10 protein-coding genes and 1 pseudogene are annotated in these 15250 nt (G+C 62.7%); 7 read left to right on the top strand and 4 right to left on the bottom strand.

The annotated features are described in order from the left end of the window. The first annotated feature begins 84 nt into the window (after positions 1–84). From L0U82_RS34505 to L0U82_RS34480, 6 genes are all read left to right on the top strand, one after another. Positions 85–1404: an NAD(P)/FAD-dependent oxidoreductase gene (locus L0U82_RS34505; protein ID WP_233838120.1), complete on the top strand. Its 1320-nt coding sequence runs from the start codon at positions 85–87 to the stop codon at positions 1402–1404. Positions 1405–1531: 127 nt separating this feature from the next. Beyond that, the gene (locus L0U82_RS34500) at positions 1532–2863 is read left to right on the top strand and encodes an MFS transporter (RefSeq protein ID WP_233838119.1); all 1332 of its coding nucleotides are present in this window, start codon (positions 1532–1534) and stop codon (positions 2861–2863) included. A gap of 80 nt (positions 2864–2943) precedes the next feature. Beyond that, positions 2944–3852 (top strand): dihydrodipicolinate synthase family protein, encoded by a 909-nt coding sequence (locus L0U82_RS34495; RefSeq protein WP_233838118.1) that lies wholly within the window; start codon positions 2944–2946, stop codon positions 3850–3852. After that, entirely contained in the window at positions 3852–5354 is a 1503-nt protein-coding gene (locus tag L0U82_RS34490) for an aldehyde dehydrogenase (protein ID WP_233838117.1), read from the top strand. The genes L0U82_RS34495 and L0U82_RS34490 overlap by 1 nt, the downstream gene beginning before the upstream one ends. Before the next feature lie 112 nt (positions 5355–5466). Then, positions 5467–6393, top strand: a complete 927-nt coding sequence (gene yddG / locus L0U82_RS34485; protein ID WP_233839311.1) for an aromatic amino acid DMT transporter YddG — start codon at positions 5467–5469, stop codon at positions 6391–6393. Between the two features lie 804 nt (positions 6394–7197). Further along, positions 7198–9540 carry a S53 family peptidase gene (locus tag L0U82_RS34480; protein WP_233838116.1) on the top strand — a complete coding sequence of 781 codons (2343 nt, stop codon included), beginning with the start codon at positions 7198–7200 and terminating at the stop codon, positions 9538–9540. A gap of 112 nt (positions 9541–9652) precedes the next feature. Here L0U82_RS34480 and L0U82_RS40050 read toward each other — a convergent pair. Continuing rightward, a pseudogene (locus L0U82_RS40050) lies at positions 9653–9835 on the bottom strand (transporter substrate-binding domain-containing protein); the annotation flags it as partial. Positions 9836–10086: 251 nt separating this feature from the next. On the opposite strand from L0U82_RS40050, the gene L0U82_RS34470 reads away from it, so the two are divergent. Continuing rightward, positions 10087–11949: a methyl-accepting chemotaxis protein gene (locus L0U82_RS34470; protein WP_233838115.1), complete on the top strand. Its 1863-nt coding sequence runs from the start codon at positions 10087–10089 to the stop codon at positions 11947–11949. A 22-nt stretch (positions 11950–11971) separates the two neighbouring features. Here the strand turns inward: L0U82_RS34470 and L0U82_RS34465 are convergent, their stop codons facing one another. From L0U82_RS34465 to L0U82_RS34455, 3 genes are read right to left on the bottom strand one after another with little or no spacing between them, the layout of a single operon-like run. Continuing rightward, on the bottom strand, positions 11972–12820 hold the full coding sequence (locus L0U82_RS34465) for a transporter substrate-binding domain-containing protein (RefSeq protein ID WP_233838114.1): 849 nt from the start codon (positions 12818–12820) through the stop codon (positions 11972–11974). A gap of 40 nt (positions 12821–12860) precedes the next feature. Further along, positions 12861–14000 carry an iron-containing alcohol dehydrogenase gene (locus L0U82_RS34460; protein WP_233839308.1) on the bottom strand — a complete coding sequence of 380 codons (1140 nt, stop codon included), beginning with the start codon at positions 13998–14000 and terminating at the stop codon, positions 12861–12863. Then, a complete protein-coding gene (locus L0U82_RS34455; protein ID WP_233838113.1) occupies positions 14000–15091 on the bottom strand; it encodes a class II histone deacetylase in 1092 nt (363 codons plus the stop codon). Before L0U82_RS34455 ends, L0U82_RS34460 begins: the two co-directional genes overlap by 1 nt. Between the last annotated feature and the right edge of the window lie 159 nt (positions 15092–15250).

Genomic DNA, 15250 nt, shown 5'->3' with positions numbered 1-15250 from the left:
CGCGCAGGACGGCGCACATTATTTTCGATGCGCCGCCCCGTTTGAGGGCACGGCGTTGACTCATATGCGACCAAGGAATTAGTAATGCTTAATATCACGTCACTCCCTGCGGACGACAGGATGTGCGGCTGGTATCACACGAGCCAGCGTCGCGAACCGAGACCGCATCACACCGGTGAATCAAAGGCGCGCTGGGCGGTAATCGGCGCCGGCTTCACCGGCCTTGCCGCCGCACGGCAACTGGCTCTGAATTTCCCCGACGACGAGATCATTCTCGTCGATGCTCAAGAGGTCGGCTTCGGCACCTCGGGGCGTAATGCGGGTTTTGCAATCGACCTCCCGCACGATATCGGCGCCGACGACTATATCGGCGATATTGCCACGGCCAAATCCACGCTCAGGCTGAACCTGCTCGGCCAGACGATCCTGCGCGACCTCGTGAGCGAGCACGGTATCGACTGTCATATGACCGCGTCCGGAAAGTATCAGGCTGCCGTGGAAGAGCGCGGCGTGGCCGTGCTCGATGCCTATCGGCGCGGCCTCGACAAGCTCGGTCAGGCATACGAAGTGATCGAAGGCAAAGATCTGCCGCGACACATCGGCACGTCGTTCTATCGCAAGGCGCTGTTCACGCCTGGAACGGTGCTCGTGCAACCGTCAGCGCTCGTCAAGGGATTGGCCGACTGTCTGCCGCCCAATGTGACGCTGCACGAGCACACGCCAATTACCGATGTCGAATATGGCGAAAAGATCGTGCTCGCGCATCGCAATGGCCGCATCACCGTCGACAAACTACTGCTCGCGAACAACGCGTTCGGCACGCGCTTTGGCTTCCTGCAGCGCACGATGCTGCCGGTCTTCCTGTATGCGAGCCTGACCCGGCCGCTGACCCGCGCCGAACAGGAGCAACTCGGCGGCAAGCCGTTCTGGGGCGTGATACCGGCGGACCCGTTCGGCAGCACGCTGCGCCGCACGCACGACAACCGCATTCTGGTGCGCAACAGCTTCAGCTTCAACCCGGACGGTCGGCCCAGGGAGCAGTACCTGCCGCGCTTCGCGGAACGCCACCGGCTGTCGTTCGAACGACGCTTTCCGATGCTGCCGAAAGTCGAGTTCGAATACACGTGGAGCGGCTCGCTCGCGCTCTCGCACAACCATAAGGGATTCTTCGGGCAACTCGCGCCCAATGTCTACGGCGCGCTGTGCTGCAACGGTCTCGGCATTACACGGGGAACGGTGACGGGCACGCTGCTCGCCGACTGGCTCGCGGGCAAGCGCAGCGACCAGATCGATTTTCTGCTGGCGACGTCGGGACCGAGCAGGGTTCCCCCGGAGCCGTTCCTTTCTCTCGGTGTCAACGCCACCCTCTGGTGGGGACAACGCAAGGCAGGACTCGAAAGCTGACGACGTATCGGTCGACGTCGCGAGTCCGCAATTCGGCCGAACCAACCCTATACGAGGGACGCAGATGCAACACCCCATCGCTGACGCGAGGACGGCTTGCGCCCAATTTCATGGAAGGAGACAGACGATGTCGAAGAATCACGTGACCATCGAGGACGTGCCGCTCAATGGCTTTCACCAGCTGCTGACCATTCGCTCGAGCGGCGGCTGGCTGATGGACGGCTACGTGCTCAGCATTATCGGCGTGGCGATGGTGCAGTTTTCCGCCGCTCTGAAACTCAGCAGCTTCTGGGAGGGCATGGTCGCCGCTTCGGCGCTGATCGGTATTTTCTTTGGCGGGTTCCTCGGCGGCTGGCTGTCGGATCGGCTGGGGCGTCAAAAGCCCTACTTCTTCGGGCCGGTTATTTTCTTTATCTGTTCCCTCGCGCAGTTCTGGGTCCAATCGGGTGAAGCGCTATTCGTTCTGCGATTCCTGATCGGTATCGGCGTGGGGATCGAGTATCCGGTCGCGGGTTCGCTGCTCGTCGAATTCATGCCCCGCAAGTACCGTGGACCGCGCCTCGCGATGCTGACCATCATCTGGTTCCTTGGCGCCGCACTCGCTTATATCGTCGGCAACGTGATCCTGGGCTTCGCCGGGCCCGACGCGTGGCGCTGGGTGCTGGCTAGCCCGGCGGTCATCGGTATCGCGCTGTTCGTCGTGCGGATCGGCACCCCGGAATCGCCGCGCTGGCTGCTGAGCAAAGGCCGCGCCACCGAAGCCGAAGCGGTCATCAGGAAAGTCTACGGTCCGTCGTTCTCGCTTAAGAACCTGCCGGAAGAGCAAACCGGAAAGAAGATCTCGCTGTGGGCGCTGCTGCATTCGGGCTATGGCAAACGCATGTTGTTCGTTTCGGTGTTCTGGAGTTGCTCGGTGATTCCGGTGTTCGCGGTCTACTCGTTCGCACCGCGTGTGCTGGAAGCACTCAATCTGACCGGAAAGTGGGAGTCGCTCGGCTCGGTTGCCATTACGTTGCTGTTCGTCGTCGGTTGCATCATCGCGACGCGCATCATCAATGAACTTGGCCGTCGCGCGATGGTGATCCACAGCTTCCTGTGGTCGGGCCTCGCACTGCTCGCACTCGGCGCATGCTCGAACGGCCCCGCGCTGGTGATTCTGGTTCTGTTCGGCGCTTACGCTGTGCTTATCGGCGGTGCGCAGGTGCTGCAACTCGTCTATCCGAACGAGATCTTTCCGACCGACATCCGTGCATTTGCCGTTGGCATGGGCGCGTCGCTGTCGCGAATCGGCGCGGCCATCGGCACATGGCTGGTCCCGATCGCGCTGCAAACCGTCGGTATCGGCAACACCATGTATGCAGCGGCGGCCGTCTCTTTCGTCGGTCTCGCGGCGTCACTCGCTCTCGCACCCGAAACGCGCTCGCTGAGCCTGCAGGAAGCGGCCTCGCTGAATCATTGATATCCCCGTCATCGGTGTGGCGCCGTCACGGACGGCGGCACGCTTTCCATCAAGACTTACGCTCTACCTGGAAGAACATCATGAAGTTTGAAGGCATCTATACCCCAGCCATCACGCCGTTGAATGCCGAAGGTCAAATCGACAGGGCGGCATTTGCCGATGTACTCGAATCGCTGATCGCAGCGGGGGTTCACGGCATCATCATCGGTGGCTCGACTGGCGAGTACTACGCGCAGAGCGCGCAGGAGCGTTTCGATCTGGGCGCATGGGCGAAGGAAGTGATCGGCTCGCGTACGCAGTTGGTCATCGGCACCGGCGCTGTTCGCACCGAGGATTCAATCGAATACGCGAAGGCGGCCAAGGAGATCAACGCGGATGCGATTCTAGTCGGCTCTCCCCCGTATGCGCTGCCCACGCAGCAGGAAAACGCCGCACACGCACTCGCGATCGATCGCGCCGCCAATCTGCCGATCATGCTCTACAACTACCCTGGTCGCATGAGCGTCTCGATGGGTCGCGAATTCTTCGATACGGTGCTGAAGGCGTCAAAGAACTTCGTGGCGATCAAGGAAAGCTCCGGCCAGACGGCGCAACTGCATATGCTCGCGCGCGAATTCCCGAGCCTCGACGTGTCGTGCGGCTGGGACGATCAGGCGCTGGAGTTCTTCGCGTGGGGCGCGCGCAGCTGGGTGTGCGCAGGCTCGAATTTCCTTCCCGCCGAGCACATTGCGTTGTACGAGGCTTGCGCCGTCGACAAGGACTTCGATAAGGGCCGCCGCATCATGTCCGCGATGCTGCCGCTGATGGATTTCCTCGAAGAGGGCAAATTCGTTCAGTCGATCAAGTATGGCTGCGAGATTGCAGGCCTTCGCGCAGGCGGTGTGCGCGCTCCGCTGCAAGGACTGGACGCGCAGGAGAAAGGCCGACTGCGCAGCGTCGTCGCCGAGCTTAAACGTGAAGTCGCATCGGTTACGGGGAGCGACGCCTGATGTCCCATCTGCTCAGTGCGTCAGAGTACGCGTCGATCGCCGCGGAACTGCGGCTGCCGACCCAGGCGTTCATCGACGGCGTGTTCCGGCCGTCGACTTCCGGCAATACATTTCCGGCGATCAACCCGGCCACAGGCAAAGTGCTCGCGGAAATCGCGGCGTGCAATGCCGCCGATGTGGATCTCGCCGTTGCGAACGCAAGGATCGCATTCGAGGACGGACGCTGGCGCTGCCTCACGCCTTCGCATCGAAAGTCCATTCTGTTGAAGTTCGCCGATCTGTTGGAACAGCACGCGCACGAACTCGCGACGATGGAAAGCCTCGACAGCGGCAAGCCGATTCGCGAATGCCAGAACACGGATTTGCCTGAAACCATTCATACGATTCGCTGGCACGCCGAACAGATCGACAAGATCTACGACCACACCGCTCCGGTGGGTTCGAGCGCACTTGCGATCGTTGTGCGCGAGCCGATCGGTGTCGTCGGCCTCGTGTTGCCGTGGAATTTTCCGCTGCTGATGCTCGCGTGGAAAATCGGACCGTCGCTCGCGTCCGGCTGCTCGATCGTCGTGAAGCCCGCGAAGGAAACCACGCTGACCGCCTTGCGTGTCGCGCAACTGGCCTACGAAGCCGGCGTACCGGCTGGTGTCTTCAACGTCGTGCCGGGCGGCGGAAAGGAAGTCGGCGAGCCGCTGGGCATGCATCCCGATGTCGATATGGTGAGCTTCACCGGCTCGACGGAAACCGGGCGGCGCTTCCTCCGCTATGCAGCCGATTCGAACCTGAAGCGCGTCGTGCTTGAGTGCGGTGGCAAGAACCCCGCAGTCGTGTTGCGTGACGTCGACGATCTCGATGCGGTTGCGCAGCACATCGTCAATGGCGCTTTCTGGAACATGGGCGAGAATTGCTCGGCATCCTCGCGCCTTATCGTCCATGCCGATATCAAGGACGCGCTGTTGCAGCGTATCGGCGTGCACATGCGCGAATGGAAAATGGGCAATCCACTCGATCCGGAGCATCGGCTCGGCTCGATGGTGAGCAACGCACATTTCGAAAAGGTGCGCTCGTATCTCGAGCATGCCAGCGCGGAACGCCTGCACGTTGCATTCGGCGGCGACACGAAGAGCGGCATTTTCGTCGAGCCGACCGTGGTGGACGGCGTAGATGCTGATAGCCGATTGTTCCAGGAAGAGATATTCGGTCCGGTCCTTTCGGTGACGACCTTCACCGACATCAGCGAGGCAATCGCGCTGGCAAACGACTCCGTCTACGGACTCGCGGCCTCCGTCTATACCCGCGATCTGAATCAGGCCATTCGCCTGTCGCGGGAAATTCGCGCGGGGGTCGTCACCGTCAACTGTTTCGGCGAGGGCGACGTCACGACGCCGTTCGGCGGCTACAAGCAGTCGGGCTTCGGCGGCCGCGACAAATCCATCTGGGCGCACGATCAATACACCGAGATGAAAACCATCTGGATTGATGTCCCGGCGAGTTTCACGTAGGCTCCTGGCTCGTTGCGTCATGAGCCGGTGGCGGCCATCCATTGTGGTGGTCGCAACCTGCTGCTCCTGTTGCGACGACAACGTATCGAATCATCTGAGGCTGGTGGAAGGCATGAAAAACAGGAAACAGGCAACGCTTATCGGGCTCATCGCAGTCCTGTTGTGGGCTTCGATCGTTGCGCTGATCCGCGGCGTCAGCGAAAGCCTCGGCGCGACCGGTGGCGCGGCGATGATCTATACGGTGGCTTCGGTCCTGCTCTTTTTCACGGTTGGCTTCCCGAAGCTCAGCGAATTTCCGCGCCGCTATCTCGTGTGGGGGAGCTTGCTGTTCATCGCGTACGAACTGTGCCTCGCACTGTCGATCGGTTACGCCAACAACGGCAGACAAGCGATTGAAGTCGGCATGGTCAACTACCTGTGGCCGACCTTTACGCTGATCTGCGCGATCGTATTCAACCGGCAGAAGGCGACCTTGCTGGTCGTCCCCGGTTTCGGGCTGTCGATGCTCGGAATCTGCTGGGTGCTCGGCGGAGACCGCGGATTCGATTTGCCCGGAATACTGGCGAACGTCCGTGACAATCCGCTGAGCTACGGACTGGCGTTTGTCGGCGCGGTGATCTGGGCGGCCTATTGCACGGTGACTGCGCGCATCGCGAATGGCAAAAACGGCATCACGCTGTTCTTCATTCTGGTGAGTGCCGTGCTATGGGCAAAATATCTTGCCGAAGGCGGCGGCACGATGGCATTCAGTTTCGAGGCGATTGTCTATCTCGTGCTGGCCGCTTCCGCGATGGGTTTCGGCTACACGGCATGGAATGTCGGAATCCTGCATGGCAATGTCACCGTGCTCGCTGGCGCGTCGTATTTCATTCCCGTGTTTTCCGCGGCGTTCGCCGCGGCCCTGTTGCACGCGCCACTATCTATTCAGTTCTGGCAAGGTGCATTGATGGTCTGCGGCGGATCGATCCTTTGCTGGCTCGCAACGCGTAAGCGACAAGCACGCACCTCCGTGTCCATCCGGGTCGGCGAGAGTTCCTGACGCAAGCGCTATTAGCTCAAGGAACATACATTGCGTGCGGCACGACAAGCAGCGGCGCACCTGCGCTGAACAGTTCTGAAGACAGGCGTTATCCGCCAGCACACATCCGCCACGCCGGATCGAACGATCGTGTTTAGTGACGCGCCACGCGGCCCTTCTTTTTAAGGACAATCCCTACTATTCATACAGGGAAGCGGCGCGCCATAGGGGCTGAAAATGTGGCCCTGTTTCCTCGAGCCGCACGCCATATTCCCACTTCATAAAAAATGGTAAGGTCGTCTGACCGTCTGTCCAGTAACTAACCCGCGAATAGTCATCAAGTTTGCTCGCGCGGTACCGACAGGCCAATCATCGCTTTGTGCGCCCCAACCCTGTACCCAATGTGACGCGAACAACGATGATCCAGCTCAAACGGATTGCTATCGGCCTTGTCGAAACCGACGAGCGCGCCCAATTCGCCGGCTACTTCGCGAGGCCCGCAGCCCGTTCCATTTCACTAGGTAAACGTAACGCGTGGGCAGGCCTGATTCGCTCACGTGGCATCGTCACGGCAATCTGCGCCGCTTGTGCGCTGATGTCCGGATTAGGCGCATGCAGTTCGCAAGCGCAGACATCGCCCGTTCCACCTTCTGCCCAGCCACCTGCAAGCGTCAGACTCTGGTGCGCCGAACCGCCCGGCTATTACCCGTCCGTACAAACCTGTGCGAGCGGCTGGCAGCGACGCGCGCCCGATCTGCCCGCTTCCGCGGTTTCTCCACCCGTGCTGGTCATTCCGGTCCAGCCTCCCGCAGAAGGACGATCCCGATGAAAACTATCCGACCGGTTCGTTGCACGCTCACGCGTGCCACCTATGTGACAGCAGCGCTCGCGCCGCTACTGCTGGCGGGATGCGGCGGTAGCAGTGACGATTCGACGGCGTCGAGCAGCACGAACTCCGCGAAGCTCGCGGACACCTCGTCAGGCACGAGTTCGGTGTCGTTGTCGCCGCTGTCGAGCACGGTGGCAAGCACGCTGATGAGGCCGGCGTTCTATACGGCCCCGGTGGCGTTGAACTCACCTTCCGACATCGACAGTGCGGCGCCTTCCGCGTCGGCCAATCAAGCTCCTGCCGCGCAAGCGTCGACGTCGGCAATGGCGGCCGTGTCGCTTGCACAGTTGACGCCACAAACGATTGCACGATATGCCACGAGGACGGCGCGAGCAGCGTCGAATTCAACGCAGGTGACGACGTATACGCCGGCGCAGATTCGCGCCGCCTATCAGTTGCCGGCGCTGCCGTCGTCGTGGAGCAATCCGAGCGCGAGCGAGGCCGCGCAAATGGGCGCGGGCCAGACGATCTACGTGATCGACGCGATGAGCGATCCGAACGTCGTCAACGAACTCGCGGCGTTCAACCAGAAGTTCGGTCTGCCGGGTTGCACGACGACCACCATCGCGCCGAACGCATCGCTGCCGCTCGCGGCCCCTGGCAACAACGCGTGTCAGTTCTCGGTCGTGAACTCGACGACCAGCGGCGCGATGACATCGAACGCGCCGGCGTACGACTCGGGCTGGGCCACCGAAATCGCGCTCGACGTGCAGTGGGTCCACGCCACCGTGCCGCTCGCGCGCATCGTGCTGATCCAGGCGCCGGATGCGTCGGCCAACAGCCTGATTGCGGCGGTCAACCTCGCGAACGCGATGGGGCCCGGCGTCGTGTCGATGAGCTTCGGCGCTCCCGAAGGCTCGTGGACCAGCTCGGTCGATTCGGCGTTCAAGCACGCGAATATGACCTACGTGGCCGCTACCGGCGATAACGGCACCGGCGTCGAATGGCCGTCCGTGTCGCCGAACGTGCTGGCCGTCGGCGGCACCCATCTGAACTACGACGGCACGACCAAAAGCGAAACGGTGTGGTCGAGTACCGGCGGCGGCATCAGTCAGTACACCGCGACACCGGCGTATCAGAACACGTCGGTACCTGGCCTCGGCACGCTGACGAAGCGCTCGGTTGCCGATGTGTCGTTCAACGCGGATCCGTTCAGCGGTCAGTACGTCGCGGTCATCACGCCCGACGCGACCGCGCCGAGCTGGTACAGCGTCGGCGGCACCAGTCTGTCGACGCCGCAATGGGCCGGCATCGTCGCCGTCGCCAATGCACAGCGGGCGCGCAACAGTCTCGGTGCACTCGGCCTCGCGCAGACGCAGTTGTACGGTAACGTGTCGACCGACGCGGGTCTGTACGCGACCGCGTTCTACGACGTCACGTCGGGCAACGACGGTTCCTGCACGAGCTGCTCGGCCCATACCGGCTACGATCAGCCGTCGGGCCTCGGCACACCGGTAGCCGGCAGCCTGCTGTCGACGCTCGGCGTGTCGAAGGCGCCGCCGCCGGTCGTGTCGGCCGCGACGGTCAAGGGCACGGCGGGCAGCGCACTGTCGTTCACAGTGGCGGGCAGCTCGTCGGACCCGCTCAGCTGGTCTCTCGCGAATGCGCCGCAGGGCATGAGCATCGATAGCGCCGGTCAGGTGACCTGGGCGAAGCCGGTCGCCGGCACTTACAAGGTGACCGTGACCGCGAAGGATACGGTCACCGGCTCGACGGGCAGCGCGAGTGCGAACGTGACCATCGTCGCGGCATCGAAGCCGGTTGTGCAGGCAGCGACGATCGTGGGCCAGACGAAACAGCCGCTCAGCTATCAGGTCGACGTCAGTGCGGCCGATCCGGTCAGGTTCTCGCTCAGCGGCGCGCCTTCGGGCATGTCGATCAGCAGCGCCGGTGTGATCAGCTGGAAAGCGCCGGCGAAAGGCACGTATAGCGTCAACGTCAAGGCGACCGACACCAGCAACGGCCAGTCCGGTTCGGCGACGATGAGCGTGCGGATCTCGCCCGGGGCAACGGGCCCCGCGATTTCGGCTGCGCCGATCAGCGGTGTCGACGGACGCGCGGTCAGCGGCGTGATCAGTATCGACGACCCGGGCGCGGACAATGTGAAGGTCGACATCAAGGGAGCGCCGTCGGGCATGGTGTTCGTTGAGAGCGGGCCGGGTTTCGTTGCTAAATGGAAGCACCCTGTCGCTGGAACCTACACGGTGACGCTGACGGCGGTCGATTCAGCGGGGCTCAGTTCGCAGGCGAATCTGGTGGTGACGATCGGCTCGCGCTGAGCCGGCTCGTCGTGGTGCCGCAACGTCGCTGTTGGTGACGTTGCGGCGCGTGGTTGGTTGATCGTTCATTGAGCGCGGCGTCGACGGCAACTTGCAAGGGCACAGTGGTCATGCTTGAGAACGCAACCTGTGTTTCGCGTTTCGGTGTGACCGACATCGCAGACAGAATTGCGTCGAACTTTCGCCCTTGCAACGCGGGAATGACGCCGTCGAACGCGGTTTCGACCCACATACACCGGGTGCGGAGCCGTCGGCAGATTTCGTTGCCGAGATCGATTTCAAATCCCACGAGCTTCTTCATGAAAGTTCCTATGAGAAATGATGGCCGGGCGTGGCCGTCGGTTTTTCAAGCATAGGAACTCAATAACTTGAAGAACAGAGGTCTGCCGATGTGCGTTGGTTAAGTATTTCTAAAACGTGGCGTGCACCACGATGCCGGGCGACCTCAATACGTAATCGGTTATGCCTGGCATTCAGGCTGACGTCTCAAGTCCTTCGAAAAGATACCGATAGCTCGGTACTGGTCGCACTTTCCGAGGAACCTTCGTGAACATCTGGCGAAAGCTTTCCATTCAGCACAAGCTGATTCTGAGCATGACGAGCTGCCTGCTCGTCTTTGTCGCAATCACCAGCGGATTAAGCTTCTGCCTGATCGGGAACGCCGTGCGCGAGCGCGTGGTGCAGGACGAACTGCCCACCGCCCTGAACGGCATCCGCGCCGACGTGCAGCGCCAGCTCGCCGGGCCGATTACGGCGTCGCGATCCATGGCGGTCAACGCCTTTCTTCAGCAATGGGAAGCCGATGGAGAGCCCGAGGCCGGCACCGCCATCTGGAAGCGGTTGGCAGCCAACATGAAGGCGGACCAGAAGGCCGCGGGCGTGCAATGGGTGTCCGCGGTTACCGGCAACTACCTCACCGAAGCGGGCCTGCAGCGAAAGATTACCGGCCAGGATGGGTGGCTGCCGGCCTTTCTCGCCTCCGGCAAACCCTACGAAGTCAACATGGACCGCGATGTCAGCGTCGGCGGTTACATGATGTTCATCAACGCCCGTGTGGACGGGGCAAATGGTCCGATGGGCGTAACGGGCATGGCGCTGTCAGTGGACTCGCTGGCCCGGGGAATCGCGGGCTACAAGATCGGCGACACAGGATTCGCCTATCTGGTGCATCCCGACGGCGCGATCATGATGCACCGCGACTCCGCGCTGGTCGACGGCAAGCATTTCCTGAAAGACATGCCCGGGCTGCCGGGCGACGCCACGGCCGCGTTGCTTGCCGGCAAGCCCTACGCTTATCTGAGCTACGCGGCGCCGTCCGGACAGCGCTTCATCGCCACGTCGTTCATCCCGGAGCTGAATGCCTATGTCGTCGTCGAAGTGCCGCAGGCGCAACTGCTTGGTCCGGTGCAGAGCGCAGTCCGCACTGCCTCCCTGATTGCAGCCGTGGTGGGGTTGGGGGTGGCGCTGACGGTGATTCTGCTGGTCGGTCGCACCATTGCCGCACCGGTGCGGCGCGCGGCAAGCCTGTTGTCCGAGATTGCCAGCGGACGCGGCGATCTGACCCGCCGCATGACGCTCGAAAGCGAGGATGAGGTCGGCCAACTGGCCGACGCGTTCAACCGTTTCGTGGCGTCCATGGCCGCCCTCGTACTTCAGGTTCGGGCAGCCTCCAGCTCGATCGCCACGGGATCGACGCAAATTGCAATGGGCAACGCGGACCTCAGTCAGCGCACCGAGGAACAGGCCGCCAACCTGGAGCGGACCGCGGCATCAATGGAGGAAATCACCGCCGCGGTGAAGAACAACACCGACACCGCTCGCACCGCGGCCGGGATGGCGAGCAACGCATCCAGGGCCGCCGCGCGAGGCGGCCAGGTAGTCGGCGAAGTGGTTAGCACGATGGAACAGATCAGCGCCGCGTCACGAAAGATCTCCGAAATCATCGTGGTCATCGATAGCATCGCCTTTCAGACCAACATTCTCGCGCTCAATGCGGCGGTCGAGGCGGCGCGCGCCGGCGAGCAGGGGCGCGGGTTCGCGGTGGTGGCCTCGGAGGTTCGTAACCTCGCGCAGCGCAGCGCGCAGGCCGCCAAGGAGATCAAGGCGCTGATCGAAGATAGCGCGGGAACGGTGAACGTTGGCTCGCGCCTCGTCGTCGATGCCGGCAAGGTCATGGACGACGTCGTGTCGCAGGTTCAAAGCGTCAGCACGATGATGAGCGAGATCACGTCGGCCAGCATCGAGCAAAGCTCCGGCATTGGTCAGATTGGCGACGCCGTGCAGCAACTCGACGAGGTGACGCAGCAGAACGCGGCACTGGTCGAAGAGAGTGCCGCGGCCGCTGCGAGCCTGAAGCAGCAGGCGGCGGAACTGGACCGGTTGGTGGCTGTATTCAAAGTCGAGGGGTGATCTATTGCGCTCGGACGCAGCCTCATTTTTTCGGCGCGATGTCGATGTGAAACCACTTCATCGACAGCCGGCTCAACGTGCCGTCGTCGCGCGCCGCGGCAATCGCGGCGCTGAGCTTGTCGCGCAGATCAGTGTCCCCTTTGCGCACTGTGATCGCCGAGCCTTCGCCGAACAGGCCGCCGTTGAAGCGTGGTCCGATGAAGGTCAGCGCGCGCCCTTCGGGCGTGTCGAGCGCACCGCCGATAAACGCAATGCCGTCGAATGCCGCGTCGATGCGCCCCGAACTGAGGTCGAGCATCATGTCCTGCGAAGTCTTGTATTCGCGCACCTGCACGACACCCTTGAAGAACTGATCGAGAAACTGCGCATGCGTCGTCGCTGTCTGCACGCCGACGATCATCCCCTTCAACGCCGGCTTCAACGCATCGACCGCTTTCTGCACGCCTTGCGGATCCTTGTCGAGCAGCAGCACTTGCTGCGACTCGCCGACTTTCGCGAGCGGTCCGCTTTTCTGAACGACGAAGCTGCGAGCGCCGACCGCATACGGAATCGTGAAATCGACTACCGCCTTACGGGCAGGCGTAATCACCATCGCGGCGGTAATCGCATCATATTTGCCGGCGTTCAGCGCGGGGATGATGCCGTCCCACGATTGCGCGACGATCTGGCAATCGGCCTTCATGCGGCGGCAGAGATCGTGCGTCACGTCTATGTCGAAGCCGGCCAGCTGGCCGTTCGGCTCGACGAAATTCCATGGTGCGTACGCGCCTTCGGTCGCGAAACGGATCGTGTGCCAGTCATTGGCAAACGCGGAGATGCTTGTCGATAGCGCGACGAGCGCGGCCAGCAAAGTTCGGATCATCGGCTTCATGCACGCTCCCGATTGACGACCAACGGTTGACGAAGACAGTTCACATCGATTCGTTCAGTATCGCGACGTAATCTTCACGGCTGGGCGTGCGCGGATTGTTCGCATGACCACGATCTTGGAACGCATAATCGATCAGTGCATCGAACACCGCGTCGGTCACGCCGAGCGCGCGCAGGCCATCCGGTAAGCCAAGGCGTGCGTTCAACTGGCGGAACGCGGGCACGATTGCGTCGACGCGCGCCACGCCGATCGCCTCGGCAATACGCTCCATCTTGTGCGCGTCGACCACCGATTGCGCAGTGCGGTTGAACGACAGCACCGCCGGCAATAGCAGCGCATTCAGCGTGCCGTGATGCAATCGCGGATCGATCGCGCCGAGCGCATGGCTGATGCTGTGCACGCAACCGAGCCCTTTCTGGAACGCAAGCGCACCCTGCATCGACGCGCTCATCATCTGCTCGCGCGCGATGCGGTTATGCGGCTCGAAAGTCGCGGTCTCGATGTGGCGCCACGCGCGGCGCAGACCGTCGATAGCGATCGCCTCGGCCGGATAGTTGATCGCGGGCGCGAGGAAGGTTTCGACGCAATGCGCGATCGCGTCCATGCCGGTCGCGGCGGTCAGTGCTGCGGGTAACGTGAGCGTCAGTTCGGGGTCGCAGATCGCGGCTTTCGGTAGCAGATGCGGCGAGATCACGCCGAGCTTGCGGCCATCCGCGAGGATCAGGATCGCGCCGCTGCCGACCTCGCTGCCGGTGCCGGCAGTCGTCGGAATTGCGATGATCGGCGCCGCGTTCGACGTGATACGCGCGGCGCCGCCTTCGATCGCCGCGTATCGCTTCAGCTCGCCGTCGTGACGCGCGCACACCGCGACGCCTTTGGCGAGATCGATCGACGATCCGCCGCCAAGCGCGACGATGCCGTCGCAATCCGCTTCACGAAAGCAGCGCGCCGCGTCCTGCACCGCGGCCTCGTGCGGATTCGCCGGCGTCGCGTCGAACAGCGTCGCGGCTTTGCGGTCCGCCAGCCGCGCCAGCACGCGCTCCAGCAGCCCCGCCGCGACGACGCCCTTGTCCGTGACCACGAGTGGACGCGCGATGCCCGCGCTCGCGGCCTCTTCGCTCAGTGCTTCGAGACTGCCGTAGCCGAAGCGGACGCGAGTCATGTAGTTGATCAGCGAAATCATGGCGTCGGAACCTTCGCGACATGCTGCTGCGCGCGTTCGATCGCCTCGCTCTGATGCGCGAACAGTTGTTGCGACGACTGCTTCGCGACGTTGGCAAGAAACGGATCGACGACCTCGGTACGCACGCCAGCCAGTGTCTCGATGATCGCGAGTCCGATGAACGGCACCAGCGTTGCGCTGTAGCCGCCTTCGTGACACAACACGAGACGGCCGTCGCAATGGCGTTGGGCCGCGTCCATCAACCGCGTCGTCATCGCGCGATAGCTGTCGGAATGCAGGTTCATGCGGCCGAGCGCGTCGTGGGACGACGCATCGAGGCCCGACGCAACCAGAATCAGCTGCGGAGCGAACCGGTCGAGCGCGGGCAGCACGACCCGATCGAACGCGCTCAGATACGCGTCGTGACCCGAGCCCGCCGGTAGCGGCACGTTCAGATTGGTCGTGCGCCGCGGATCGGGGCCGGTTTCGTCGCTCTGTCCGCCGGGCAGCGCGAACAGTCCGTCCTGATGCAGCGAGATCGTCAGCACGCGCGGATCGTTCCAGAAGATCGACTGCGTACCGTTGCCGTGATGCACGTCCCAGTCGACCACCGCGATGCGCGCGACGTCACGCGTATCGAGCGCGTGACAGGCGGCGATCGCGAGATTGTTGACGATGCAGAAGCCCATGCTGGCGTCGCGCGTCGCGTGATGGCCGCATGGACGCAATAGCGCGTATGCGTTGCGCACCTGACCCGACAGGACCGCGTCCACCGCCTCGATCGCCGCTCCCGCGGCAAGCCGCACGATGCGCTCGCCGCCCGCGCCGATATGCGCGTACCGGCCGATCGACCCACCGCCTGCCCGGCTCGTCGCAACGATCTTTTCGAGCAGTTCGGGCGCATGCGCGCGGAGGATTTCAGCGTCGCTCGCCTCGCGCACCACCAGGGGCTGCAGTTGCGCCAGCAAGCCGCTGACGTCGAGCAGATTGCGGAACCTGCGCTTCGCATCCGCGCTGTCGGCGACAGCGGCCGGCTCGACGTACGGCAGCGGATACGTGCCGGCGTCGTGCCAGGCGAACAGTTCGTGCCACGAGAAACCGGTTTTCACATTGCGCCTCTCGAAGTGGGGAGCGGGGTCAAAGCGAGATGACAACTTGACCTTGACCGGTCACGCCTCTCTCGCCTCATCTTATGTGGATAAAAATTTTATATCAACAAAATCATCGTTGAGTTTGGTTGACATGTATAGCTTGAATTACGCTTTCAA

Source organism: Paraburkholderia sp. ZP32-5, assembly GCF_021390495.1.
GTDB lineage: Bacteria > Pseudomonadota > Gammaproteobacteria > Burkholderiales > Burkholderiaceae > Paraburkholderia.
The sequence above is the reverse complement of the archived record's forward strand: the minus strand, read 5'-3'. Positions and strand labels throughout refer to the sequence as shown.